Annotated in this window: 21 protein-coding genes and 1 other annotated feature; of the genes, 17 read left to right on the forward strand and 4 right to left on the reverse strand. The window is 53.2% G+C overall.

Annotation, left to right across the window (positions count from 1 at the left end; genetic code table 11):
- Positions 1-334: 334 nt before the first annotated feature.
- The gene (locus HMPREF9453_RS06310; RefSeq protein ID WP_008859725.1) at positions 335-1,582 is read right to left on the reverse strand and encodes an IS256 family transposase; all 1,248 of its coding nucleotides are present in this window, start codon (positions 1,580-1,582) and stop codon (positions 335-337) included.
- Between the two features lie 430 nt (positions 1,583-2,012).
- On the opposite strand from HMPREF9453_RS06310, the gene HMPREF9453_RS06320 reads away from it, so the two are divergent.
- From HMPREF9453_RS06320 to HMPREF9453_RS06360, 7 genes are all read left to right on the forward strand, one after another.
- On the forward strand, positions 2,013-2,903 hold the full coding sequence (locus HMPREF9453_RS06320) for a DUF2156 domain-containing protein (protein ID WP_008859726.1): 891 nt from the start codon (positions 2,013-2,015) through the stop codon (positions 2,901-2,903).
- A 338-nt stretch (positions 2,904-3,241) separates the two neighbouring features.
- Positions 3,242-4,501 carry a GNAT family N-acetyltransferase gene (locus HMPREF9453_RS06330; protein WP_008859728.1) on the forward strand — a complete coding sequence of 420 codons (1,260 nt, stop codon included), beginning with the start codon at positions 3,242-3,244 and terminating at the stop codon, positions 4,499-4,501.
- Entirely contained in the window at positions 4,488-4,772 is a 285-nt protein-coding gene (locus tag HMPREF9453_RS06335) for a GIY-YIG nuclease family protein (protein ID WP_008859729.1), read from the forward strand. Before HMPREF9453_RS06330 ends, HMPREF9453_RS06335 begins: the two co-directional genes overlap by 14 nt.
- Positions 4,769-5,395 (forward strand): DUF2232 domain-containing protein, encoded by a 627-nt coding sequence (locus HMPREF9453_RS06340; RefSeq protein WP_008859730.1) that lies wholly within the window; start codon positions 4,769-4,771, stop codon positions 5,393-5,395. Before HMPREF9453_RS06335 ends, HMPREF9453_RS06340 begins: the two co-directional genes overlap by 4 nt.
- Positions 5,396-5,661: 266 nt before the next feature.
- Positions 5,662-5,943: a binding site (T-box leader), on the forward strand.
- A gap of 64 nt (positions 5,944-6,007) precedes the next feature.
- Complete coding sequence (locus HMPREF9453_RS06350; RefSeq protein ID WP_008859732.1) at positions 6,008-7,165, forward strand: ABC transporter substrate-binding protein; 1,158 nt, start codon at positions 6,008-6,010, stop codon at positions 7,163-7,165.
- 944 nt (positions 7,166-8,109) lie between these two features.
- On the forward strand, positions 8,110-8,784 hold the full coding sequence (locus HMPREF9453_RS06355; RefSeq protein WP_040380108.1) for a hypothetical protein: 675 nt from the start codon (positions 8,110-8,112) through the stop codon (positions 8,782-8,784).
- Positions 8,785-8,823: 39 nt separating this feature from the next.
- The gene (locus HMPREF9453_RS06360; RefSeq protein ID WP_008859734.1) at positions 8,824-9,492 is read left to right on the forward strand and encodes an RsiV family protein; all 669 of its coding nucleotides are present in this window, start codon (positions 8,824-8,826) and stop codon (positions 9,490-9,492) included.
- A gap of 168 nt (positions 9,493-9,660) precedes the next feature.
- On the opposite strand, the gene HMPREF9453_RS06365 is transcribed toward HMPREF9453_RS06360, so the two are convergent.
- Together HMPREF9453_RS06365 and HMPREF9453_RS06370 are read right to left on the reverse strand one after the other, a co-directional pair.
- Positions 9,661-10,371, reverse strand: a complete 711-nt coding sequence (locus HMPREF9453_RS06365; RefSeq protein WP_008859735.1) for an SIMPL domain-containing protein — start codon at positions 10,369-10,371, stop codon at positions 9,661-9,663.
- A 456-nt stretch (positions 10,372-10,827) separates the two neighbouring features.
- On the reverse strand, positions 10,828-11,403 hold the full coding sequence (locus tag HMPREF9453_RS06370) for a nitroreductase family protein (RefSeq protein WP_008859737.1): 576 nt from the start codon (positions 11,401-11,403) through the stop codon (positions 10,828-10,830).
- A 647-nt stretch (positions 11,404-12,050) separates the two neighbouring features.
- On the opposite strand from HMPREF9453_RS06370, the gene HMPREF9453_RS06375 reads away from it, so the two are divergent.
- The 3 genes from HMPREF9453_RS06375 to mnmA all read left to right on the forward strand — a co-directional run bounded on the left by HMPREF9453_RS06375 (position 12,051) and on the right by mnmA (position 15,143).
- Complete coding sequence (locus tag HMPREF9453_RS06375; RefSeq protein ID WP_008859738.1) at positions 12,051-13,163, forward strand: hypothetical protein; 1,113 nt, start codon at positions 12,051-12,053, stop codon at positions 13,161-13,163.
- Positions 13,163-13,447, forward strand: coding sequence for a hypothetical protein (locus HMPREF9453_RS06380; protein ID WP_198004146.1), 285 nt, complete (start codon positions 13,163-13,165; stop codon positions 13,445-13,447). The genes HMPREF9453_RS06375 and HMPREF9453_RS06380 overlap by 1 nt, the downstream gene beginning before the upstream one ends.
- A gap of 637 nt (positions 13,448-14,084) precedes the next feature.
- Positions 14,085-15,143 carry a tRNA 2-thiouridine(34) synthase MnmA gene (mnmA, locus tag HMPREF9453_RS06385; protein WP_008859740.1) on the forward strand — a complete coding sequence of 353 codons (1,059 nt, stop codon included), beginning with the start codon at positions 14,085-14,087 and terminating at the stop codon, positions 15,141-15,143.
- Between the two features lie 118 nt (positions 15,144-15,261).
- Here the strand turns inward: mnmA and HMPREF9453_RS06390 are convergent, their stop codons facing one another.
- Positions 15,262-15,645: a type II toxin-antitoxin system HicB family antitoxin gene (locus HMPREF9453_RS06390; protein ID WP_187368058.1), complete on the reverse strand. Its 384-nt coding sequence runs from the start codon at positions 15,643-15,645 to the stop codon at positions 15,262-15,264.
- Positions 15,646-15,899: 254 nt separating this feature from the next.
- Between HMPREF9453_RS06390 and HMPREF9453_RS06395 the strand changes: the two genes are divergently transcribed.
- From HMPREF9453_RS06395 to HMPREF9453_RS06430, 7 genes are all read left to right on the forward strand, one after another.
- Positions 15,900-16,346: an Lrp/AsnC family transcriptional regulator gene (locus tag HMPREF9453_RS06395; protein WP_008859742.1), complete on the forward strand. Its 447-nt coding sequence runs from the start codon at positions 15,900-15,902 to the stop codon at positions 16,344-16,346.
- 561 nt (positions 16,347-16,907) lie between these two features.
- Complete coding sequence (locus HMPREF9453_RS06405; protein WP_008859743.1) at positions 16,908-18,020, forward strand: glycerate kinase family protein; 1,113 nt, start codon at positions 16,908-16,910, stop codon at positions 18,018-18,020.
- Positions 18,021-19,021: 1,001 nt separating this feature from the next.
- Positions 19,022-19,714, forward strand: coding sequence for a 7-cyano-7-deazaguanine synthase (locus HMPREF9453_RS06410; protein WP_008859745.1), 693 nt, complete (start codon positions 19,022-19,024; stop codon positions 19,712-19,714).
- 881 nt (positions 19,715-20,595) lie between these two features.
- Positions 20,596-20,925, forward strand: coding sequence for a 6-carboxytetrahydropterin synthase QueD (gene queD, locus HMPREF9453_RS06415; RefSeq protein WP_008859746.1), 330 nt, complete (start codon positions 20,596-20,598; stop codon positions 20,923-20,925).
- Positions 20,915-21,598, forward strand: a complete 684-nt coding sequence (queE, locus tag HMPREF9453_RS06420; protein ID WP_008859747.1) for a putative 7-carboxy-7-deazaguanine synthase QueE — start codon at positions 20,915-20,917, stop codon at positions 21,596-21,598. The genes queD and queE overlap by 11 nt, the downstream gene beginning before the upstream one ends.
- A 1-nt stretch (position 21,599) precedes the next feature.
- Complete coding sequence (gene folE / locus HMPREF9453_RS06425) at positions 21,600-22,172, forward strand: GTP cyclohydrolase I (RefSeq protein ID WP_008859748.1); 573 nt, start codon at positions 21,600-21,602, stop codon at positions 22,170-22,172.
- 714 nt (positions 22,173-22,886) lie between these two features.
- Entirely contained in the window at positions 22,887-24,965 is a 2,079-nt protein-coding gene (locus HMPREF9453_RS06430) for a transglycosylase domain-containing protein (protein ID WP_008859750.1), read from the forward strand.
- The last annotated feature ends 433 nt before the right edge of the window (positions 24,966-25,398 follow it).

A 25,398-nucleotide genomic window follows, 5' to 3' on the forward strand; every position in this document is an offset into this window, starting at 1 on the left:
CAAAGCGACCTGAGAATCGTGTGACACGCTTTCCCGTGGATGCACAGCGAACATGATTTGAAGGAGCGCCAGCGACGCACAAATCATAGTGAGTCGTTTCACCTTTAGGTGGAAAGTCCGGCGAAGCCGGATAGGGGGAGGCGAGCGCAGCGAGCCAATCAGCAGAATTGTTTTCACGCTATATGACACTGAAAGTAAATCCCGTAACGTTCTTGCGTCCCCTTTAGGGGAAGAGGGCCACGAAGTGACGAAGGGATGTACGAGGGTAAGAATGATTATGATACTCGCTGTGGACGTGACCGCCGAAAGGGGGGATGTCAAGAATTTTGTGTTTTTAGATTAACCAATCGTATTTAGCGATTAGTTTGCTCATACGTTCGTCAATCAATAATTGGTTCATAACAGCCTGCCAGTTAAAGACCTTTCCTTTGCCCTTCCATTTGGTGTTCTTGAGCTCAAGGACACGGAGGTAGAGAAGCTTCAGGATGGCCTCGTCATTGGCAAAAGAGCCCTTACGGGTTACCTTTCTGAAACTGGAATTGATGCTTTCTATGGCATTAGTAGTGTACATGACTCTCCGTACATTAGAGCCGTAGTTAAACAGCTGTTCCACGTGCTGGAAGTTGTTTTCCCAGACCGCTATAGCCCCAGGATAGGCTGCCCATTTTCCCTTGAACTTTTCAAACAATCTGCGAGCTTCTGCTACATTGGTAGCCTTGTAGATTTCTTTCAGTTCTTTCAAGAACTCTCTGGATTTGTTCCAGGGAATATACCGCATGGAATTACGGATCAGATGGACAATGCAGCGTTGCACCACTGTGCCAGGGAAGATGGCAGCAGCGCCTTCTTCAAGGCCGCTGACACCATCCATGGAGATGAAACCAATGTCCTGTACTCCCCGGTTCTTGATTTCATCGAAAATCTGCATCCAGGTATGCTTACCTTCCGTTTCGTTGATCCAGATACCAAGGATATCCTTCTCACCATTGATGTCATACCCAAGGATGACGTAGACAGCCTTTTGTTTCAGGGCTCTGTCAGTCTTCATGGGAACATACAGACAGTCGATGAAGAGAAAGGTATAAAAAGGAAGCAGTAGACGATTCTGCCACGCATATACTTCGTCCAGGATCCGGTCCGTAATATGGGCAATCTGTTCATGGGAGATGGAGAAACCGTAGATTTCTTCAATGGTCGAAGAGATGTCTCTCTGGCTCATTCCACGGCCATACATGGCAAGGACTTTCCCTTCGATAGAGGAAACATCACGCTGGTATTTTTGGATTAACTGGGGTTCAAAAGTACCTTCCCGATCACGAGGGACTTGGATGGGTACCGTTCCCATGGAGGTCTTCAGGTTCTTCCTGGAATACCCATTTCTCGTATTCTGGGAATCCTCAGGGGTGCTGCCGTTCTTGGGATAGCCTAAATGGTTATCCAATTCACCCTTAAGAGCTGCTTCAAACAATGGTCCAAAGACACTCTTTAAGGCGGACTGCATCTCTTCGACAGTGGTCGGTTTGTAGGTTTCGTAGATTTCCTGCGCGATTTTTTCGCCAGGGGTAGGGGTACGCTTTGCCATGGTAGTAACTCCTTTTCCTCTTTCTCCCCTTAAGTATGAGGCTCCCCTTAAGTATGAGGTATGAAAATATTTTGAGCAAGATTCATTTACACAAAATATTTTACACTACCCCGAAAGGCGGCATTATAAAACTCATCGCCCCCTAAAGGGGAAACGACTCACTACATTTTGCGCGTCGCTAGCGCTCCTTCAAAATGTGTTCGCTGTGCACCGAGAGGGCGATACCACAACCCTCGGCCTGAAAGGCCGTCAAACTTAAGAACCCTCCGGCCGCAGGCCGGTCCATCTTAAGAACCCTTTTCCTCAACCCTTCTACACAACCTGCGGCGCCAGCCGCGCCCCTCTTTTTCTCCCTTGCCTTGCTGTGGTACAATGGTATAGTATTCAAAAATTTAAATATATTTTAGAAGCTTTTTCCATTCATAAGGAGATGGACATCATAGAATTCAAGTCATTTCGCATAGAAGATAAGCCGCTGATTGACGGCTTTTTCAAGGTTCATCATTATGAGCAGATTGACTGCACTTTTAATACCCTTTTCCTGTGGCAGGAGGCTCACCAGACGAAGTGGGCGGTGCAGGATGATATTCTTTTCATCCGCGCCGGCAGTGGAAAGGACATGTTTTTCCTGCCGCCCTTTGCCCATAAGGAAGAAGATTTCGTTCACGGCCTTGACCTGATTCATGAAGAACTGGACAAGGCGGGCATGGAGTTCCGTCTGAAATCTGCGTCCCGCTGGGTGATGGAGCAGATTGAAAGGCTCTGCCCCGGAAAATATGATTTCATTGAAGACCGGGATAATGAAGAATATGTGTACCGCACAGCCGACATGATTTCGCTTCCCGGCAAGAAACTGCGCATGAAGAAAAATCACCTGAACTCCTTCCTTCGCCAGTATTCCGATTATCAGTATGAATCCATTACAAAGGATAATATGGAAGATGCCAAAGAGGGTATTCATGAATGGTTCCTCCGTCATGGAGACATTGAAGAGGAAGAGGAAGCCATGAAGCTGTGCTTTGACAACTGGGATGCCCTGGGCGTGAAAGGCGCCATTATCCGCATTTACGGCAAGGTGGAGGCTTTCACCAATGGCGATCTGGTGAATGACAAAATGGCTCATATTATTTTTGAAAAGGCCAATCCCAACATCCGCGGTCTCTATCAGGCCATTAACCGGGATTTCCTGATTCATGAATTTGCGGACACGGAGTTTGTAAACAGAGAAGAAGATCTGGGCATTCCCGGCCTTCGGGAAGCAAAGATGGGGTATAATCCGGATCATCTGACAGAAAAATTTGATGTGGTGCTGAAGAAATAAGAAGGCTCCGGGGAGCCCTTTGTCATGGACCGCGCTTCCTATCCCCTGCCCCGTTTATGGGTGAAGGGGACCGCGAACAGGGTCAGCCAAATCAAAGGAAAGCGCTTTAATGGGCAGGCCAGGCGCCAGCTTTGGCTGACTTGCGCATCCGTATGCAGGATGTGCACCGGGGAAGGGGGCATTCAGCATAGAAAAGGTATCGTCCAAAGGGACATACCATACCCTTCCGCCTTCAAAGGCTCAGCGCCTTAAGAATCTTCGGGGCGAAGCCCCGTCAAATTTTAGAAACTTTGCGCCCCAAGGGCGCAGGGCCGTTTTCTGGCCCCAAGGAGGTACCCATGAAAATCAGAAAAGCGTCTGCTTCCGATACAGAAGACGTGAAGGCCCTCTGGGCCTACTGCTTTGAAAAACCGACGGATCCTTTCTTCCAGTGGTATTTCAAAGACCTGTATACACCGGAAACGGTGCTGGTAGGAGAGGAAAACGGGCAGGCTGCCTGTGACCTTCACCGCCGGCCTTACACCATGTCTGTGAGAGGCCGCCGGTTTGATACGGATTACATTGTGGGCGTAGCTACCCATCCCGCTGCCCGGGGGCAGGGGTATGCGTCATCCCTTCTTCGCAGCGCCTTCCATCTGGCTGCCCGGGAAGGCAAGCCCTTTGTGACCCTTATGCCTTCGGCTGCTTCCTATTACCTGCCCATGGGGTTTGGCTTTTTCGTGCACCAGTGGGAGAGAAAATCATCGCCGGAGCATCTGGCGCCGCTGGGAAAGAAACCGGTTTCCTGCCGGGTGCTGACGGATGGGGAAGGCTGGCAGGAACTGGCCCGGGTGTATGATGCCTATACCAGAGGCAGAAACGGCTTTACCCTTCGGGATGAAAAGTCCTGGAAATCCCATATCCATGGACAGCTTTTAGACGGATTCATCGCCCTGGTTTATGATGAAAAAGGGCCTGCCGGCTATATGTTCTACAGCCTGGCAGACCGGCGCCTGATTGTGACGGAAATGGCTTTTGCCAGTGAAAAAGGAAGGCAGGGACTCTATGCCTTTATGGCAGGCCATCGGGGATCCGTGGATGAATGCATCTGGTATGAACCGCTGGACGACCGGTCTTTCCGGTACTGGGAAGACGGGGCGGAACATACCTATATCCGGAACCGCTCTTTCCCCTACATGCTTGCCCGCCTCACCGATCCGGTCACCGCTTTTGACGGACTGCCCTGCAATGACCATATCCATGGCACCGTGGCATTCCAGCTGGTGGATTCCTTCCTGCCGGAAAATAACGGGATTTATGTGCTTCGGGCGGAAGGCGGGAAAATCAGTGCGCTGAAGGAAGATGTTTTCTACAGCTTGAAATGCCACATTGAAGATATTTCCGGCGTCCGTCTGGGAGAAGACATTCCGGAGCCCTCCTTCTGCATCGGTGCAGGCAGTCTGGCAGAGCTTTTCATGGGGGCCGCAGACCTTCCAGAACTGGACAGACTGGAAAAAATCAGCTGGCTTACGGCAGATGAAGAAGAGAAGGACCAGGTGCTTTCCCTGGCCGCAAGCCTGCTGCCGGCAGAAAAGAACTGGATCAATGAGTGGTTCTGAAGAGCGGAAATATTTTACCTACATGGTGCGCTGCGCTGACGGGTCCCTCTATACCGGGTATACGGTGGACAGTCTGGAAAAGCGCATCGAAACCCACAACAGTGGAAAAGGGAGCCGCTACACCAGAAGCCGCCTGCCGGTGACCCTGGTGTGGTACCGCACTTTTTTCACAGAACATGAAGCCCGGTCCCTGGAGTGGCACATGAAACAGAAGACAAAGAAGGAAAAGGAGGCCCTGGCTGCTTCCTTTGGAAAGGATAAGAAACAGTGAACTCTTCGGTACAAAAGACAAAATATCTGACGGAAGCGGCGGCAGCGCCAGCCATTGCGGCACTGCTGGTACTGCTGAAACTGGTGGCGCCCTTCTTTGTTTTTATTACCATGCTCACGTCGGCCGTGCCCATTGCCGTCATCTGCAGCTTTCACGGCATGAAGTGGGGCCTGGGCACCAGCCTGGCGGAAATCTTTCTGGTCAATATCATCGGGGGACCGGAAATTGGCTTTACCACCGCCTTCTACGCCGCTGCCCTGGGCATGGCCATGGGATATGGATTCAGGCATAAACTGTCCTTTGCCAAAACCCTCCATCTCACAGCCCTGGCCTATGTAGTGGAAATGTCCTATAAGATTGCCGTGTCCATTTACATTCTGGGCATTGCAGACGCCCTGACCAGCGCCATTGACCGCTTTGTTTCCATGATCCAGTGGATCTGGAAGCCCCTGTCATTCCTCTTCCATCTGGACCCGGATCCCGGAAAGGCGGCATTTACCACCTCCGGCATGGTGATGCTGGGCCTGGTGTTTATCCTGAACGCCTACTGCTATGCCTATTTGAACCAGGAAATCGGCGTGGAAATCCTGAAGCGGCTGAAAGCAGGCAGGCGGGACTCCTGATATTCCCTGAAATCATAAAAGGCGTTTTTTATACAGAAAAAGAATGAAGTGAAATGGGGATTGACAGAATCAGGGAAATCCTGTAATATCTATCTCAACTCAGGGAAGCACTGATTCATTCATAGAGTCTGCTTTTATAAGAATTTTTATGCACTGCTTCGTCATGGGACTCCTTAAATAGCTGGCTATTCTCGTCGTCCCATTCCTTGCATTGCATAAAAAATCAAGAATAAAAGCAGACAATGATTTAATCAGCGCTTCCCCGCAAAACAGCGATGATTGGGAAAAAGTCTGATGAAGGCCATGGCAGAGAGCCGGCGGATGGTGCAAGCCGGTATGGAGCATAAGGCGAACTCTCCCATGAGCACCGGAGCGAAGAAAGTAGTGAAGGCGGCAGTCCCCGTTACGGACAGAAAAGAAAGTACAATGCAGGGTGGTACCGCAGCTATGCCCCTGTCCCAAAACGGGACAGGGGCTTTTTGTATCATCATCCGTACTTTCTATGAAGAGATAAATCAGGGTGGTACCGCGGTTTCCCCGCCCCTGGTGGAATGATTCGTTCCATCAGGGGCTTTTTTGATGGAGCAGGAAAGAAGAACAGGAGGAAATCAAATGAAGAATTTCAAGAAGGCAATGAAAATGGCAGGCATCTGCTCCATGGCAGTGGTGATGATGGCAGGGCTGGCAGGCTGCGGAGGGAAAGCAGGAAACAATGTATCCTCCGGCGCCAAAAATGCAGCGAAAATCGGTTTCACCGCCGCCCTCACCGGCGGTGCTGCAGCCTACGGGAAATCGGAAGAAGAAGGCGTAAGGCTGGCAGTGGAAGAAATCAACGGGAAAGGGGATTTCCCTATCGACCTCATGGTAGATGATACCAAAGCCGTGCCGGCAGAAGCCATGAACGCCACCAAGAAGCAGATCCAGGATAAAGCGTCCATCCTCATCGGCCCCATGACCTCCAATGAAGCCAAGGCAGCCGGTCCCATTATCCAGAATGCCAAAGTGCCGTCCCTGGAAATTTCCGTCACCGCTGAAAATATTACAGACATGGGAGACTGCATTTTCAGAAACTCCGTACCGGAATCAAAGAACATTCCCCAGACCGTGAAGAAAACCCATCAACTGCTGGGCTATCAGAAGGCGGCCATCATGTATGCCCATGACAACGAACAGCATGTAACCGCCCAGAAATATTTCAAAAAGACCATGGAAGAAGAAGGAGTAGAAGTGGTGGACGTGGAAACCTTCGGCAGCAAGGACAGCGAATTTTCAGCCCAGCTCACTAATATCCAGACAAAGAACCCCGACGTCATCGTGGTATGCAGCTACTACCAGGAAGGCTCCCGCATTCTGCAGAAAATGAGGGAAATGGGCATGAACCAGCCTGTACTGGGAGACAATGGCTTCGTCTCCCCGGAACTGGGCCGCATGGCCGGCAGCGCCGCTGACAATGTATACGTATCCTCCATGTGGTCGGCAGAAAGAAAGGATGCCAAAGTACAGAACTTTATGGACGCCTACACAAAGAAATACGGCCACGCACCGGACCAGTTCGCCGCCAGCGCCTACGATGGCGTGTACATGGCAGTGGACGCCATGAAACGGGCTGGAAGTACCACAGACCACAAGAAAATCAGAGACGCCCTGGCCCGGATGAAGGACTTCAAAGGCGTCTGCGGCACCTTCAGCTTCGACGACAAGAGAGATCCAGTGGTGGACCTAATCCTCATGAAAATGAAGGACGGAAAGTACAGCATGGTGGACATGTAAGGAGCCTGTGGCGCGGTCGAGATCGGGATCTGAGCGGTGCTTTCCAGTATTCCCGAAGGTTGACACGCCTTATGGACAAGCCCCTTTGGGGCTTGAGGGTTCTAAAGTTTGACGGGGCTATCGCCCCGAGGGTTCTTAGGTTTGACGCGCCTCCGGCGCGAGGGTTATGGTGGGCGCCTTACGTTTATAGAAGGCGCCCTCTTATGATAAAACCTAACAACCGGGCTTTCGCCCGAGGAAAAACCATACAACCGCCCTGCGGGCGTCGGAAATGCATTCCCCCTTTGGTGGCTGGCGCCACCACCTTGCCCGGTGGGAAGCGTGTCACTTGATTCGCGGGTCGCCTACAGCTCCCCTATGAATCCAGTTCCTTTGCCACCCCCGCAGTTCGGTGGGGCGGCAAAAGGAAAGCGCCTTAATGGGCAGGCTAGGCGCCTTACTTCGCCCCACTTGGAGGTCCTATGCAGGACCTCCACAGGGGACTATAAAGCTCCGTTATGCTGTGAGCTGCTTATGAAGAGAGTGTATCGCGGTGTTTTATTCTGTCCCCCGGATGGGGGAAAGTCCGGCGCAGCCGGATAAGGGGGAGCCGCGTAGCGGCTAATCACCAGAATGCCTATCATGCCATATGACACAGAAAGGTGAATCCCGTAACGCTAACTTCATACTCATCGCCCGTAAGGGCGATACCACCACCCTTTGAACCTTCTGAACCTTCTGAACCTTCTGAACCTTTTGAACTCTATGAACCCTCACACCAAAGGTGTGTCCAAAGGCGAAGCCGCCACCACAACCCTCGGCCCGAAGGGCCGTCAAACTTAAGAACCCTCCGGCCGTCAGGCGGCCACAACCCTCGGGGCGCAGCCCCGTCAACCCTATAAAAAAAGCCGCCGAGCGGCTCTTTTTCAGGTATAATAGAGAAAAGAGAAGGGAAGGTATGAACCATGACATATAAAAAACTGGGAGCCGCCATGCTGGCAGCGCTTTTGATTTCCCTGTCCGGTGAGGTGGCAGAAGCCTCCCTGTGGCCGGGGCTGGCGTCAAAGGTATCTGAAAAATCCGGTGCCTTCCGTACCGACGATTTCCATCAGGGATCCATGACCCTCCGCAGCCCCTACCTGGTGACCCATTTGAACAATGCCGATTTTGCAGGGCGCGTGAATGCGGCCATTGCCCGGGAAAAGGACCGGTTCACCGAGGAGCTGGCAGCGGATAATCAGGTAAAACCGACGGAAGGGTGGATGATCTGGCACGAAGGGCTCATAGGCAATTTCATCAGCAATAATGAAGGCATAACCAGCATCGTGCTGGTGGAGCAGAAGCTGTCAGCCGGCGACGAGCACGGGAAAACCTTTGCCAAAGGACTCAATTTCAACGGCGCCGGCGATCTTTTCGACCTGCCCCAGGTGCTGCCCCGCCTGACGGTGGCCGACGTGAATGCCTGCATTGAACTGACGGCGAAGAAGAAGGGCATTACCCTCCTTCCCAACCATGAGGTAACGGAGCTTCCCACCAATTTTTACGTAGGAAAGAACCGGGTGGTCTACGCCCTTTACCAGCAGGATGACCTGACACCCTTCCGTGAAGGGGTCTTTTCCGTTCCCATCGGGAAGGTATAGAACTTTCAAAACTTGATTTCATGAAAAGGAGGAATCTCTATGAAATGGAAAACTGCCGCCCTGGCCCTCTCCCTTTTTCTGGCGCTTTCCGCAGGAAGTGCAGAAGCTGAATGGACCCTGGGGCCCGGCCTTGCGCCTCCGCTTCCCACCAACCCCGCCTTTTCCACGAAGGGCTGGCAGGAGGGCACCATGAATGTGAACATACCCGTTTCCAAAGATGAAAACCTGCTGAAGCGGGCCCGCATCAATGCGGCAGTGGAAGTGGAAACGGATTGTTTCACTAGAACCATTGAAAAAAGAAATGAAATCTGGAAAACCTCGGGCTGGGTGACCTGGCAGTCCGCCATGGACAGAAAGGACAGCCCCGTTACCAGCTTCCTTCTGGTGGAATCCTCCTATCCCGACCGGGCGGCCCATCCCATGAGCCGTGCCGTGGCCATGAATTTCGACAGACTGGGGCACCGGGTCACACTGAAGGATTTGAAGAAGACCATGGGAAATCTGACGGTGGAAGAAGTGAACCGACAGATTGATATCCAGTGCGGGGAAAGAAATATCCACCTCTTTGCCCGTCATGAGGTGAGAAAACTGCCGGATTTATTTTATATAGGGAAAGATAACCATGTGTATCTTGTGTTTGAGCCCTATGAAATCGGTCCCTACGCCAGCGGCTTCATTGCCATTGATATGGGAGAGGCGAAGCTCTAGTGTTCTGGCGGGCTGGTGGACTAGTGGACTAGTGGGCTAGTGGGCTAGTGGGCTAGTGAGCTGGTGGGCTGGCGGGACAGTGAGACCTCTGTCGTCTGTCATCTATCAGCGGACAGCCGATTTTCCCAATAAAAAAGCGTTCCCTTTCGGGAGCGCTTTTTTGATGGGTCAGTCGATTTCAAATACCACAGTTACCTGTCCCTGCATTTTCGATTCACCGGGATCGATGGGGGTGGTGGCGTCGTTTTCTGCTCTGGCAGCAGCCAGCTTCACATTCATCATGCGGTAGGGAACTACGTTCACATGATCATCGCTGGCGGAAATGACATTGACCACATTTCTGCCCAGGGCAGCAGCGATGATTTTTGCCTTGCGGTAAGCATCTTCCGTGGCTTTCCGCAGGGCTTCATCCTTGTACACCTCAGGATGGCTTACGGAGAAATCTACGGAATCAATGCGGTTGGCCCCCGCTTCCACAGCGGCGTCCATGACGTTTCCCGTTTTGGAAAGCTGGTTTACCACGATTTTCATGGTATTGGTGCAGCGGTATTCCTTCGTTTTCGCATTTCCCTTGCTGTCATAGGTCTGCTGGGGATAGACATTATAATTCTGGGTCTCAATCTTTGATGCATCGGCGCCGGCAGCAATGACTGCATTTTTGACCGATGTCATGGCATTGGCATTTTCACGAACCGCTGCCTTCACGTTGAGAGAGGAAGTTTCTACGGAAACGTTGACTGTGGCCATGTCGCTTTTGGCAGTGACTTCACTGGTCCCAGTGACGGTAATGCTTCTTCTGGCCGGTTCCTCCGCCTGGGCTGTCATGCAGGAAAAGGCGATGACGCCGGCTGTTAAAAAGGCAATCCACTTTTTATTCATATACAGTTCCTCCTATAAAATTGACTACAAGTCATATTATAAACAGGAAACGGTGCCCTGTCAACATCGGACTGGCAGAAGATAGAAGACAGAAGACAGATATCAGACGTCTGACATACAGTACTCTCGACAGCGAGAGGGTTCAAGCGCCTTCGGCGCCCGGGTTCAAGGCCTCGCCGGGGCTTTGCCCCTGGAGGCCCCCCGGTTCCGCCCACAGAGCGGGCTGGTTCAAAGGAAGTTATGTAGTATCGCTGCCGCTGGCGAGGTATGGCGCCTGTCAGCGCCAATATAAATGCCGCCCATCGGCGGTTGCCCGGTTGTGTGGTTTTCATTTCACGAAGTGGAATCACAAACTCATCGCCCGACAGGGCGATACCACCACCTTCTGAACCCGCCCGCTGAAAGCGGGCAGAACCTTTTGAACTTTCTGAACCCGGGCCGCTCTGCGGCCCCATCCTATTTTACAAGGCAGATATCCTTGAGAGCCCTCTTGGGGACGCAGTAATTCTTATTTTCGTCCAGGAAATACTTAATGCTTCCGCTTTCCGGCACATCCACAATATGGCTTTCACAGGACGGATAGCCCAGGGCCATGAGGAGGCGGGGGTTCCAGTTTTCCGGCACCGAAAGGATATCCTTTACCCTGTTCCATTCCACAGCCCCTAAAATAGCGGAGCCGATACCGTAGGCGCAGGCGTTCAGGGCGATATTTCTTACCGCTATACCGGCGTCGATATCATCCCAGGGATTGCCTCTTCCTTCCTTACAAACCAGGATAAAGGCAGTGGGCTGTTCCCCCTCTTTCGGAGTCCCCAGCTCCTTCGGGAGGGCGGCGGCCCAGTGGATGGCGGGCTGCAGCTTCTTCACCAGGGCTGGATCCTTCACCAGTACATAGCGCAGGACCTGGCCGTTCATGGCGCTGGACACAATGCGAACGTTCTCCATGAGCTCCTGCAAAATGGCAGGATCCACCGGTTTCTGGCTGAAACGACGGTAAGTACGGCATTGAATGGATAATTCCTTGAAATTCATGGTAAAACCTCCTTTGAAATGGTGTTCGAGAGTTCTGGCATTCTGGTGGAGCCTATGGCTGCCATCGGCTGTCCCCTTTGGGGCTTGAGGGTTCTAAAGTTTGACGGGGCTATCGCCCCGAGGGTTCTTAGGTTTGACGCGCCTCCGGCGCGAGGGTTGTGGTGGCGCCTCTAAATTTATAGAAGGCGCCCTCTTATGATAAAACCTTTACAACCGCCCTGGCGGGCGAGGAAATGCATTCCCCCTTTTGGTGGCTGGCGCCAATACCTTTCCAGCGGGGCGGGAGAGGGACCGCGAAGCGGTGGAAGGAGGACGCCTGAAAGGCGGCACTATAAAACTGCGGCGAAGCCGCCACCACAACCCTCGGCCTGAAAGGCCGTCAAACTTAAGAACCCTCCGGCCATCAGGCCGGTCAATCCTAAGAACCTTTCTCCCTGCCCCCTGAGCGAAGCGAACACAACACGCCGCCGACAAGGCGGCCACAACCCTCGGGGCGCAGCCCCGTCAACCCTCACACCGAAGGTGTGTCCAAAGGCCGAGAGCCTTTCCCTCACGCCCAAAGGGCACTGCACTCTTTCGCACCCTGCAAATCCTGTATTATAATAAACATATCATATGATTCTACTGATTTCACGAAGGAGTTCCCCTTGTTTTTCAAAGACAATCCTTTCTACCTGCTGGGGGTACATACCACAGACAGCGGAGACCGCTTGGAAGAGGCGCTCTGGGACAAACTGCATGCCGCTTCGGAGAAAGCGGAAAGAGACCGCCTTTTGGATGCCGCCTATGTCCTGCAGAAAAGCGTGAAGCGAAGCGGCGCCGAATTTTTCTGGCTGCCCGAGCTCTCACGGGAGGAAGCATGGGGGCTGGTGGAAAAAGTCACAGCAGCAAAGACACTTTCGTCCTCCGATTTCCTGTCCTTGTCCCCTTTATCCCGGGTGGTGCTGGCCATGAACGGCCTGTTTTATGGATGTGACAGCCCCCGCCTTTTCCTGCAGGAAATCTGCGCCAATTACGATCACATCTACCCGGTGGAGGTGACTGCCCTTTTGAATGCAGGTCGCCGAAAGGCCCATCTGCCGGTGCTGCGTAATGGATCCCATGTGGAAATGTGGAAACGGGAGCTCCCCGGTGAGCTCCTGGAAGCGGTGCACCGGATGGTAAAGGAGAGGAAACTGTCTGACTGGGCCTGCCTTCTGGGGGATTTGGGAAAAGAAAAGGACACTTTCCCCTGGCGGCTCTTTGTGATGGATTATGAGGAAATGAGCCGGAAAGAGAGGGAGGAGCTGGAAAGAAATCTGGACTATGCCCTTTGCCTGACGGACCGCCATTTTCCCCAGGGACTCCTTCTGGCAGGGGATACTCTGAAAGCCATGAAGGACCTGGCGCTGCCCCTCTCTATCAGAAGCGGCTGCTGGCCTCTGGAGACTGCCTTCCAAAGAGTAAGGAAAGAAATGATTACCCTCTGGGACAAAGGGAGAAAAGATGACAGCCGGGCCCTGGGGGAGGCCCTCTTTCCCCTCTTCACGCCATGGCCGGAGTTCCAGGAAAGGGCGGATAAAGACAGGAAGGACATGAAAGAAGGACGAAGGCCGGCCGAAGCGTCTTCGAGCCGGGGGCTTTCCTGGCAGAGCGTGCCTGCTGCTCTTGGACGAATTCCGGAGGTGAAGGAGGAGAAGGAAAAGAAATACCCCCTGTTCCTCCTTTTCCTCGGATTTTTTATCGTAATGACCCTGGTGTATGTTTTCGTTGAGGATTGATGATGACAGAAGAACTGGAAAGACTGAGAAATCAAATCATAAAACTGGTGGAAGAAAAGGGATATCCCGGCGAACTGGGTGCTCTGGCAGCAGACAGCTTGGGCAGCGAAAAGGCCATGACCCGCATGATCGGCTGGCTCTCCCACAGTGAGCCCCGGAGTGCGGAAGATATTGCTGACGAAATGCTTGCTATCTGTGAGGACCGGGACAACTGGCGTAAAAAGAAGGAAGCCGAATTTTACCAGCAAAAATATAATCAGTATTTGTGGGACATGAAGAAATAGGGGCGGCGCAGCCGCCCCGGGTTCAAAGGGTTCAAAGGGCTCAAAGGGTGGTGCTTTCCAGTATTCCCGAAGGTTGACACGCCCTTACGGGCGTGAGGGTTGAGCCAGCCGCCGGGCCTTTCGGCCCTGGGCTGCCAGGGTTCTGCCTGTGATCGGCTTCGCCTTACAGGCGGTTTGAGGGCTCTCGCCCTCGGGAGTTATATAGTATTGTGGAGGTCCTGCATAGGACCTCCAAGTCAGCCAAAGTAGGCCCTTAGCCTGCCCATTAAAAGGCTTACCTATTGGTTGGCTGACCGTGCCCGCTGGCGAGGTACGGTGCCTTCAGCACCATTTTTTATACCGCCTTTGGCGGCGAAAACCATACAACCGCCCTGGCGCCCTATGGGGCTTGAGGGTTCTAAAGTTTGACGGGGCTATCGCCCCGAGGGTTCTTAAGTTTGACGGCCTGAAAGGCCGTCAAACTTAAGAACCTTTTTTCTGAACCCTATGAACTCTCACGCCGAAGGCGCGGCCCCTTGCACCGTAATGATATAATGTTAAAGTATCCTTCGGACTTTCACTCCGATGCGATTTTTTCGGGTTTTCCCGGAATGATGGTTTATGGGAAGCCTGGGGCTTCCCGAGAAAGGATTTCAAAATGACAGAAAAGAAAAAAGTCGTGGTGGCCATGTCCGGCGGCGTGGACAGCACCCTGACGGCCCGGCTCCTTCTGGACCAGGGCTATGATGTGTATGGCGCCACCATGTACCAGTTTGACGGGCAGGATGAGGAAATCGAAGGAGCCCGCAGCATGGCTGAGTTCATCGGCATCCCTTTCAAGGTGGTGGATGTGCGGGAGGCGTATCAGAAGTTCGTGCTTTCCTATTTCATTGATGCCTATGCCCGGGGCATGACACCGAACCCCTGCATGATGTGCGATTTCAAGGTGAAGTTTGGCCTTTTTTATGACGAAGTGCGCAGGGCCTTTGATGCGCCTTATTTTGCTACCGGCCATTATGCCCGCATTCTTTACAATCCGGAGCGGCAGAAGTATGAAGTGCACAAGGGCATCGACCTGGGGAAAGACCAGTCTTACATGATGTACCATCTCACCCAGGATCAGCTGGCTCATATCATTTTCCCTCTGGGCCGTACATATAAGAAAGATACCCGCCGGATTTCCAAAGAAAAGGGACTTCCTACCTATAATAAGGCGGAGTCCCAGGATATCTGCTTCCTCACCAGTGAGAGTTCTTATGTGGAATTTTTGAAAAACCATGCGCCCGAAGCTTTCCGGCCTGGAAATATTGTGGACAAAAAAGGCCGTGTCCTGGGACAGCACCGGGGCATTCCCTATTACACCATAGGGCAGCGGAAGGGTCTGGGAATTGCGGCCCGGACGCCTCTGTACGTGACGGCCCTTCGCCCCGACAAGAACCAGGTGGTGGTAGGGGACAATGACGACCTCTTCCGCACCCGCCTTCTGGCTGATGAGCTTCATTTTACCGATGGCGAAGCGCCGGCGGAAGAATTCCGCTGCCAGGCGAAGATCCGCTATGGCATCAAAGTCCATGACTGCACGGTGACGCTGGAAAGGAACGGCCGGGCAGTGGTGAAGTTTGATGAGCCCCAGCGGGCCATTACCACAGGGCAGTCTGTGGTGTTCTATGATGATGACCGCTTAATTGGCGGCGGCACCATTATGAGGGCGCTGTAAAGATTTTCCAATGCATGCAAAAACCACAGGTTTCCTCGGGGAAGCCTGTGGTTTTTTATGACCGGGCGGGCCTTCAAAAAAAGAGCGGTGAAAGGAGACCCTTTCATCGCTCTTTATATTATCTCAGCCCAAATACCCGGGAAAGGAAACTGCTTTTTCTGCTTTTCCTGGCAGAGGCAGCCCATTCAGCGGATTTGGATTCTGCATGTTTCACTTTATAAGCCCTGAAGGCACGGTAGGAATTCATATCTACCAGCATGACGCACACTTTGGCATGTCTCAGACGGTGCTGGAGAAGTCGTTCATCGGAAGGCAGGGGAATGGAAATTTCCTTTTCTTCCATTTCCAGAAGAGAGGCAGCCATGGCATCTCTGGCCTTTTTCGCTGCTTCGTCCATGGAACGGCCCTGGGCCTGGCAGCCCGGCAGATCCGGAAATACAGCGGTAAAAATTTTCTTTTCAGCATCATGTTTAAATATGGCGGGATAGAAATATGTCATCATTTCCCCCCTTTCCTGCATTACAGACTTCTCAAAACTCGGTCATTTATATTTTATACCATTTTCCCCTCTCCTGCCAACAGAAATTTACAGGAGTTTGATGGAATTTTTACTCATGCATGGGCGGAGGGGGAAGGGGACGGGAAACAGGGGAAATGCCGAGCACTTCCCGGGTGGTGTCGATCCATTTCTGGAGCGCCGGCCCGCTTCTTTTCCTGCAATGATATAATAAGGGAAAAAAGAAGGGGGAAGAATCCATGATTCCGAAAGAACTGGATGATACGGACAGAAAAATTATTAAGGAGCTGAAGAAAAACAGCCGCATTTCCATGACGGAACTGGGGAAAAAGGTATTTATGACCGGCCAGGCTGCCAAAAACCGGCTGGAGCGGCTCCAGGATCTGGGCGTGGTGGAACGGTATACGGTGAATGTGAACTGCCCCGTGTTCGGCTACACCGTCCACGGCCTCTTCACCCTCCGGCTGGAAGAGGACCGGGTCGCCGACTTCTACCGCTTCGTCCACACCACGGAATTCCATATTCTGCACTGCTACGAAACAGAAACAGGCACGGTCTTCATTGATGCCCATTTCCAGAGCGAAGAAAAAAGGGACGCCTTCCTTCAGGTCCTCTCGGCCTACGGTTCCTGCCGCCTGCACAGAGTGGTAAAGGAAATCCACGGCATTCATCCGGTGGATGAGTGAGATAGCGGGCTGTCGGCTGTCGGCTGTTAGTGTGGCGCTGGGCTGTATTCCCGAAGGTTGACACGCCTTATGGACAAGCCCCTATGGGGCTTGAGGGTTCTAAAGTTTGACGGGGCTATCGCCCCGAGGGTTCTTAGGTTTGACGCGCCTTCGGCGCGAGGGTTGTGGTGGCGCCTCTAAATTTATAAAAGGCGCCCTCTTATGATAAAACCTTTACAACCGGGCTTTCGCCCGAGAAAAAACAAGCAAACCGGGCTTCGCCCGAGAGAATGCGTTTCCTTCTTTGGTGACGAGCGCAGCAAGCCAATGACCAGAATGCTTATCATGCCATATGGCACTGAAAGTAAATCCCGTAACGCTGACTTCATACTCATCGCCCGAGAGGGCGATACCACAACCCTCGGCCCGAGGGGCCGTCAAACTTAAGAACCCTCCGGTCCATGGGGCCGGTCAATCCTAAGAACCTTTTTCCGCAACCCTCGGGGCGAAGCCCCGTCAACCTACCCCTTTGAACCTTCTGAACCCGGGCCGCGAAGCGGCCTTATTACGAAAGGAGCCATTATGCATATCATCATCGCCGCCGATTCCTTCAAAGGCACCCTTTCTTCTCTGGAAGCGGGGAATGTCATCAAAGAAGGGGCCCTGTCTGTTTTTCCCGGCTCCTCCATAGAAGTACTTCCCATGGCAGACGGCGGCGAAGGGACGGTGGAAGCGGTGCTTCACTGCACCGCAGGGGAAAAGGCAGTTTTCACAGTCACCGGTCCTTTGGGAGAACCGGTGCAGGCTTCCTACGGACGGCTTTCCGGAAACCGGGCTATTATGGAAATGGCAGAGGCTTCGGGGCTCATGCTGGTTCCAAAGGAAAAAAGGAATCCCCTCCTCACATCCACCATGGGTACCGGAGAGATGATAGCACGGGCCATGGAAGACGGCGCCCGCAAAATCTTCCTGGGTATCGGCGGTTCGGCCACCTGCGACGGCGGCATGGGCGCCATGGAAGCGCTGGGGTTCCGTTTCCTGGATAAGGAGGGAAAGGAACTGCCCGGAAGGGGTGATTCCCTTTCCCGGGTGGACAGGATAGACTTTTCTTCCTGTCATCCTCTGTTAAAGGAAACGGACCTGGTGGTGCTGAGCGATGTGAAAAATCCCCTTTGCGGAGTTCGGGGCGCCGCCCTTGCCTTTTCTCCCCAGAAAGGGGCGGATGAAGTTATGGCAGAGGAACTGGAACGGGGCATGGTGCATTATCGGGAGCTTCTTAAGAAAACCTTTGGCCGAAATCCCGATGACATCCCCGGAAGCGGCGCTGCCGGAGGACTGGGGGCGGCGCTCTCCCTTTTTCTGGGAGCCTCCATGGTTTCCGGTGCAGAGGAGCTTCTCGCACTCTCCGGCTTTGATGAAAAAATACAAAAGGCGGATCTGGTGGTGACCGGGGAAGGACGGAGCGATGCCCAAAGCGGCGAGGGGAAAATGACAGGCACCATTGTGAAACACTGCGCCCGCTGCTCAGTGCCCTGCGCTGTGCTTTCCGGCTCTCTGGGAAAGGGCTGGGAAATCCTGCGGCAGCAGGGCGCCCTGGCTGTCCATGGAGCGGCGTGGGGAGAAGAAATAGAAAAAGCCATGAAAGAACCGGCAGCTTATCTCAAAAAGGCAGCGGAAACCTTTTTCAGAACATGACAGGAGAGCGGGGAATAAAGACAGCTACCGGCTGTCGGCCTTATGGACAAGCCCTGACGGGCTTGAGGATTTTCTTGAGGGTTCTAAAGTTTGACGGGGCTATCACCCCGAAGGTTCTTAGGTTTGACGCGCCTTCGGCGCGAGGGTTGTGGTGGCGCCTCTAAATTTATAGAAGGCGCCCTCTTATGATAAAACCTTTACAACCGCCCTGCGGGCGAGGAAATGCATTCCCCCTTTGGCGGCTGGCGCCACCACCTTGCCCGGTGGGAAGCATGTCACTGGATTCGCGGGTCGCGGGGCTCCCCTATGAATCCAGTTCCTTTGCCACCCCCGCAGTTCGGTGGGGCGGCAAAAAGAAAGCGCCTTAATGGGCAGGCTAGGCGCCTTATTTCGCCCCACTTGGAGGTCCTATGCAGGACCTCCACAGGGGCACTATAACCCGTGCTTACTGTAGAGCCATTTATGAAGAGAGTGTTTCGCGGTGTTTTATTCTGCCCCCTGAACAGGGGGAAGTCCGGCGAAGCCGGATAGGGGGAGGCGAGCGTAGCGAGCCAATCAGCAGAATGCTTATCATGCCATATGATACAGCAAGGTTATCCCGTAACGCTGACTTCATACTCATCGCCCCCTAAAGGGGAAACGACTCACTACATTTTGCGCGTCGCTAGCGCTCCTTCATCCTCTGCTGTCACTGACTCACTGGATTTTCGGGTCGCTGATGCTCCCTTACAAATCCAGTTCGCATAGTACAAAATGTGTTCGCTGTGCACCGTAGGGCAATCCACAACCCTCGGCCCGAGGGGCCGTCAAACTTAAGAACCCTCCGGCCCATGGGGCCGGTCAATCCTAAGAACCTTTCCTTTTGAACCCTTTGAACCCTCGCGCCAGAGGCGCGTCAGAATCTTTTACTTTGCAATCAAGGCCCAAAGAGTGCTATAATACACCATATCTATATTTCTCAGTTGTCATCTGTTAACCAACTCTAAAAAACAGGAGGAAAGATGAAAAAAGCGATTATATTATCCAGCGGAGGCGTAGATTCCACCACCTGCGTTTCTCTGGCTGTTGACAGACTGGGAGCAGAAAACGTTGTGACTGCTTCTATTTTTTATGGGCAGAAGCATAAGAAGGAAATTCTGGCAGCCCGCAAGGTGGCACAGTATTATCATCTGAAGCATTATGAGTTTGATTTGTCCCAGATTTTCCAGTATTCCAACTGTTCCCTTCTGGCAAACTCCACCGAGGAAATCGTCCACGAGAGCTATGCCCGGCAGATTGCGGAAAACGGGGAGGGAAAGGTGTCCACCTATGTGCCTTTCCGCAACGGTCTCATGCTTTCCACCGCCGCATCCCTGGCGGCATCTCTCTTTGAAGAGGAAGATGTGGACATTTACATCGGCGCCCATGCCGATGATGCAGCCGGCGATGCCTATGCAGACTGCAGCGAACCCTTCCTGCAGCATATGGGAGAAGCCATCCGCATTGGCACCTACGGCAAAGTGCACCTGGTATTTCCCTTTGCGAAAATGAATAAGGCTGGCGTGGTAGCCACAGGACTGAAACTGAAGACGCCCTACGAACTGACCTGGAGCTGCTATGAAGGGGGAGACAAACCCTGCGGCACCTGCGGTACCTGTATCGACCGGGCCGCTGCCTTCGCCGCCAACGGAGTGAAGGACCCGGCATTGAATTAGCTGTCAACCGGACGGTTGACAGTATTCCCGAAAGCAAGAGGGGTCAGGCGCCTTTCGGCGCCCCGGTTCTATCGTTCGTGTGCTGCGCACCGAACGATGGGTTCGGCCCACAGAGCGGGCTGGTTCAGAGGGGAGTTTGAAATGCCGCCTGTGGCGGCAGGAAAACCATACAACCGCCCTGACAGGCGAGGAAATGCAATCCCCCCTTTGGTGGCTGGCGCCACCACCTTGCCCGGTGGGAAGCATGTCACTGGATTCGCGGGTCGCAGAGCTCCCCTATGAATCCAGTTCCTTTGCCACCCCCGCAAGCGGGGGCACTATAACCCGCGCTTACTGTAGAGCCATTTATGAAGAGAGTGTTTCGCGGTGTTTTATTCTGCCCCCTGAACAGGGGGAAGTCCGGCGCAGCCCGGATAGGGGGTGGCGAGCGCAGCGAGCCAATCAGCAGAATTGTTTTCATGCCCTATGATACAGAAAAGTAAATCTCGTAACGCTGACTTTATAAGCATTGCCGCAGAGCGGCAATCCGCCACCTTCAGCGCCGCAGGCGCTGTTGCCCCCCTGAGCGTCAGCGAACACAACCTGCCGCCGTCAGGCGGCCATAACCCTCGGGGCGAAGCCCCGTCAACCTTCCCCTCTGAACCCTTTGAACCTTCTGAACCTTCTGAACCCTATGAACCCTCACACCGAAGGTGTGTCCAGGGGCGCCACCACAACCCTCAGCCCCGCAGGGGCTGTCAAACTTAAGAACCCTCCGGCCCCAGGGCCGGTCAATCTTAAGAACCTTTTTGCACAACCCTTCTACATAACCTGTGGCGAAGCCGCGCCCCTTTTTTATCCTTTTAACTTATATTTTATAATCCTCTTATGAAAGGAATACTATGTTTACAGTAACGAAAAGAATGGAAGTGTCCGGTGCCCATTTTCTGCACCTGGACTATGAAAGCAAATGCACCAATCTCCACGGTCACAACTGGATCATTACAGTGACCGTGCAGAATGATACCCTGGACAAGAATGGCATGGTGGTGGATTTCAGCAAGATTAAGGAAATCGTAAATCAGTTTGACCATCACCTGATTAATGATGTGCTGGGAGATCTGAACCCCACTGCCGAGAACATGGCCAAGTGGATCTGCGACCATATTCCCTATTGTATCCGGGTGTCCGTGCAGGAAACGGAAGGGAATGTAGCCACCTATGAAAAGTAACTATGCCTATGATGACGGCCTTTTCCATATCACCGAGATTTTTGACAGCATTGACGGAGAAGGAAAGCGCACCGGATTCATGGCTGTATTTCTCCGCCTGGCAGGCTGCAATCTCCGCTGCAATTACTGCGATACCGCCTATTCCCTCACCCTGGAGGACACGGCAGAGGCCCTCACGGAAGAAGAAGTGATCCGCCGCATTCATGGCTATCCCTGGAAGCGCCTCACCATCACCGGCGGGGAACCCATGCTCCATCCCCTGCACCACCTGTGCCGGACGCTGGGACAGGAAGGATACGACATCAATATAGAAACCAACGGCGCTGTGCCTTTGTGGCGGGAGCGGCCGGAAGGGGTTTTCTACACCATGGATTTCAAATGCAGCGGCAGCGGCATGAAATCTCATATGAACCTCGATAATTTCAAGCTCCTCAACGGCGGCGATGTACTGAAGTTCGTGGTGAGCTCAAAAGAAGATCTGGATGAAATGAAGGACGTGGTGGAGCACCATTTCACAGCGGCCCGTCATCCCCAGTTTTTTGTAAGCCCCGTATGGGGAAGAATCCAGCCGGATAAGCTGGTAGACTATGTAAGAAATCATCAGCTGCAGGATGTACGGGTCCAGGTGCAGCTTCATAAAATCATCTGGGACCCGGACAGGAGAGGTGTTTGATATGGATTTAAAAAAACTGGAACAGGCCGCCCGGCTGATTATTGAAGCCGTAGGCGATGACCCGGACAGGGAAGGCCTCAGGGAAACGCCGAAGCGCTTTGCAGACATGATGGCAGAGCAGTTTGCCTATACCGCTGTTTCCAATGAAGACATTGCCAGAGAATTTGAAAAAACCTTTGCCACCCCGGAAAATGATATGGTGGTGGTGAAAGACATTCCCATCTTCTCTCACTGCGAACATCACATTGCCCTCATGTACAACATGAAAGCCGCCGTGGGCTACATTCCCCATGGAAGAGTCATCGGCCTCTCCAAAATCGCCCGCATTGCCGACGCCGTATCCAAGCGGTTCCAGATCCAGGAACGCATCGGCACCGATATCCGGGACGTCATGGAAATGGTCACCGACTCTCCCGATGTGATCGTCTACATCGAAGGAGAACACTCCTGTATGACCGCCCGGGGCATTAAGAAACCCGGTACCCGGACAAGAACCATTGCCTCCTCCGGCGCCTTCAAAACCGACAGCGCCCTGCGCGGAGAATTTATGAAACTGGCTCTTGGAAAAGAATGAAGGCTTAACGCCGCGCCCCTTTTCTTATAATCTGCGCCCGTAGGGCGCCACCACAACCCTCGCAGCCGTAGGCTGCGTCAAACTTAAGAACCTTAAGAACCTTCGGGGCGAAGCCCCGTCAACTCTCACACCGAAGGTGTGTCCAAGGGTAAGAAACAAAAATGACACAGGCCGCCGATTGGCGGTCAGGATAGCGATGGGGTGTCAAATCGGCGCTCTGCCCCGTACACCCTTTTCCGCTTCGCGGGACTTCGCCCCGGTGGGAAGCATGTCACTGGATTTTCAGGTCGCTTCGCTCTCTTACAAATCCAGTTCCTTTGCCACCTCAAGGGGAAACGAGAAAATAGGTGGCACTGGATATTGTGTCACATATGACACAGACAGCCAATCCCGTAACGCTGACTTCGTACTCATCGCCCAAAAGGGCGATACCACAACCCTCGGCCTGAAAGGCCGTCAAACTTAAGAACCTTCCGGCCCAACAGGCCGGTCAATCTTAAGAACCTTTTTTCTGAACCCTCTGAACCCTCTGAACCCTCAAGCCCGATAGGGCTTGTCCATTTGAACCCTCACACCGAAGGCGTGTCCAAAGGCGAAGCCGCCATGTTCTTTCTCTTTTCACCTTGTGGTATAATATAAGCGACTATATGCCTGCTTCTGTCTCTCTGGCGGAGAGCAGGGCGGTGAAGTGATTTATATATAGGAGCGTATTATATGAAGAATTCCGATATACGACGCGAGAGACCGCCCAGGAAATCGTCCTTTCTGAAGAGGATTTTCGTATTTCTTGTGGTTATCGTGATGATTGCCGGCGCTGGAGCGGCGGCGGGCTTTTTCGTGTCTGTTTCCAAGCATCTGCCCGATGTGACGGCCAATATCCAGCCCAATGCATCATCCCGCATTTACGATGATAAAGGACGGCTCATTACCACGGTGCATGCCGAGGAAAACCGCATTCCTGTGCCTATTACCGAGGTTCCCCAGAACCTGCAGAATGCCTTTGTGGCAGCGGAAGACGTGAGATTCTATGAACACCACGGCATTGATCCCCGGGGCATCCTCCGCGCCGTCTGGAACAACGTGCTCAGCCGCAACGCCACAGGACAGGGCGGCTCCACCATTACCCAGCAGCTGGCCAGAAATGCCTTCCTTACCCAGGAACAGACACTGAAAAGAAAACTGCTGGAAGTGGTACTGGCACTGCAGATTGAAAACAAGTACACCAAGAAACAGATTCTGGAAATGTACATGAACCAGATTTACTTCGGCCAGGGCTGCTACGGCATCCAGACTGCTTCCCGCGTCTATTTCGGAAAAGACGTGAAAGACCTGACACTGCCTCAGTGCGCTATGCTGGCCGGACTTCCCAACAGCCCGAACTACTACTCTCCCTTCCGGAGTCTGGAAGCGGCCAAGTACCGCCAGGGCATCGTACTGGACCAGATGGCCAAGTATGGCTATATTTCCGAAGCCGATGCCCAGGCTGCCAAGAAAGCAGACCTGCACCTGGCTAAGCCCCAGGCTGCCAAAGGCACAAACAGCACCGCTTCCTATTTCATCAGCTACGTGATCCAGACCATCAGCGACAAGTACGATTCTGATGCCATTTATAAAGAAGGACTCCAGGTGTACACCACACTGGACCTGGATATGCAGAAAGAAGCCGAAAAGGTGCTGAAGGCAGACCTTCCTGCCGGAAATAAGGATGCCAAGGGACTGACCCAGCCCCAGGGCGCCCTCATGACCATTGAAACCGGCACAGGCCACATCAAAGCCATGGTAGGCGGCCGGGGCGAAGACCACTTCAACCGCGCCACCCAGATGGTCCGTCAGCCGGGATCTGCATTCAAACCTTTCGTCTACCTCACAGCCTTTGAAAATAAATTCAGCCCCTATGATACCGTAAGCAACGAAAAGAAGACCTACGGCGGCGGATGGACCCCGAAGAACTACGGCGGCACCTCCGGCGGATCAGTGACACTGGAAGAAGCCCTGGTTCACTCCATGAACATTCCTACCATTGACCTGGCCAACAAAGTGGGCATGAAGAAAATTCTTGACACTGCGGAAGCCTGCGGTATTTCCACCCTGGTGAAGGACGGAAAGAGAAACGATGACAACCTGGCAGCCTCCATCGGCGGCCTCACCAACGGCGTTTCCGTATACGACATGGCCAAGGCCTACAGCGTCTTTGCCAATGGCGGCAAACTCATCGAACCTACGGCCATCATGAAAGTGGTAGATAGAAACGGCAATGTACTGGAAGACCATTCCGGAAAACCGGAAGGCAAGCAGGTGGTCAGTGAAAATGCAGTCTACCGTTTGACCAGCATTCTGGAAGAAGTGGTCTCCCGTGGCACCGGCGGCAACGCCTACATCGGCCGCACCGCAGCCGGCAAGACCGGTACCACCGATGACGAACACGATGCCTGGTTCGTAGGCTATACCCCTGAACTGGTGACAGCCGTATGGATTGGTGACGATACCTCCAGCAACGCAGGCTACACCGGCGGCACCGTTCCGGCAGCCATCTGGAGAGACTTCATGAAACAGGCCCTCTCTGCCTACAAGACCAAGAGCTTTGATATCCCTGAATCGGTGAGAGCCGAAAACGAAAGGGCAAGAGCAGCCCAGGCGGCCAAGGCGGCAGAAACCAAGAAGAAGGACGAGGACAAGAAGAAAGACGATAAGTCCGTGAAAGACAATAAAAACGCCGGAAACAAACTCCTTGACCGGATTACCGGGAAAGGCGGCGCCAAACCTTCTGAGGGCGACGGCACCAAGACCAACTGATAAAAAAGACTGTGAAGAAATGATCTGCATTTTTTCACAGTTTTTTTTCGCGGGGAAAACGGGGCGGGAAGGTGCTGGCGGCTTCGCCCACGGACACGCCTGCGGCGTGAGGGTTGACGGGGCTGCGCCCCGAAGGTTGTGGCCGCCTGTCGGCGACGGGTTGTGTAGAAGGGTTGTGAAAAAGGGTTGTGCAGAGAAAGGTTCTTAAGATGGACCGGCCAGGAGCCGGAGGGTTTTTAAGTTTGACGGCCCATAGGGCCGAGGGTTGTGGATTGCCCTTCGGTGCACAGCGAACACATTTTGCACTATGCGAACTGGATTTGTAAGGGAGCATCAGAGACCTGAAAATCCAGTGAGTCAGTGACAGCAGTGGATGAAGGAGCGCTAGCGACGCGCAAAATGTAGTGAGCCGTTTCCCCTTTAGGGGGCAATG

Origin of the sequence: Dialister succinatiphilus YIT 11850 (assembly GCF_000242435.1) — a bacterium.
Classification (GTDB): domain Bacteria; phylum Bacillota; class Negativicutes; order Veillonellales; family Dialisteraceae; genus Dialister; species Dialister succinatiphilus.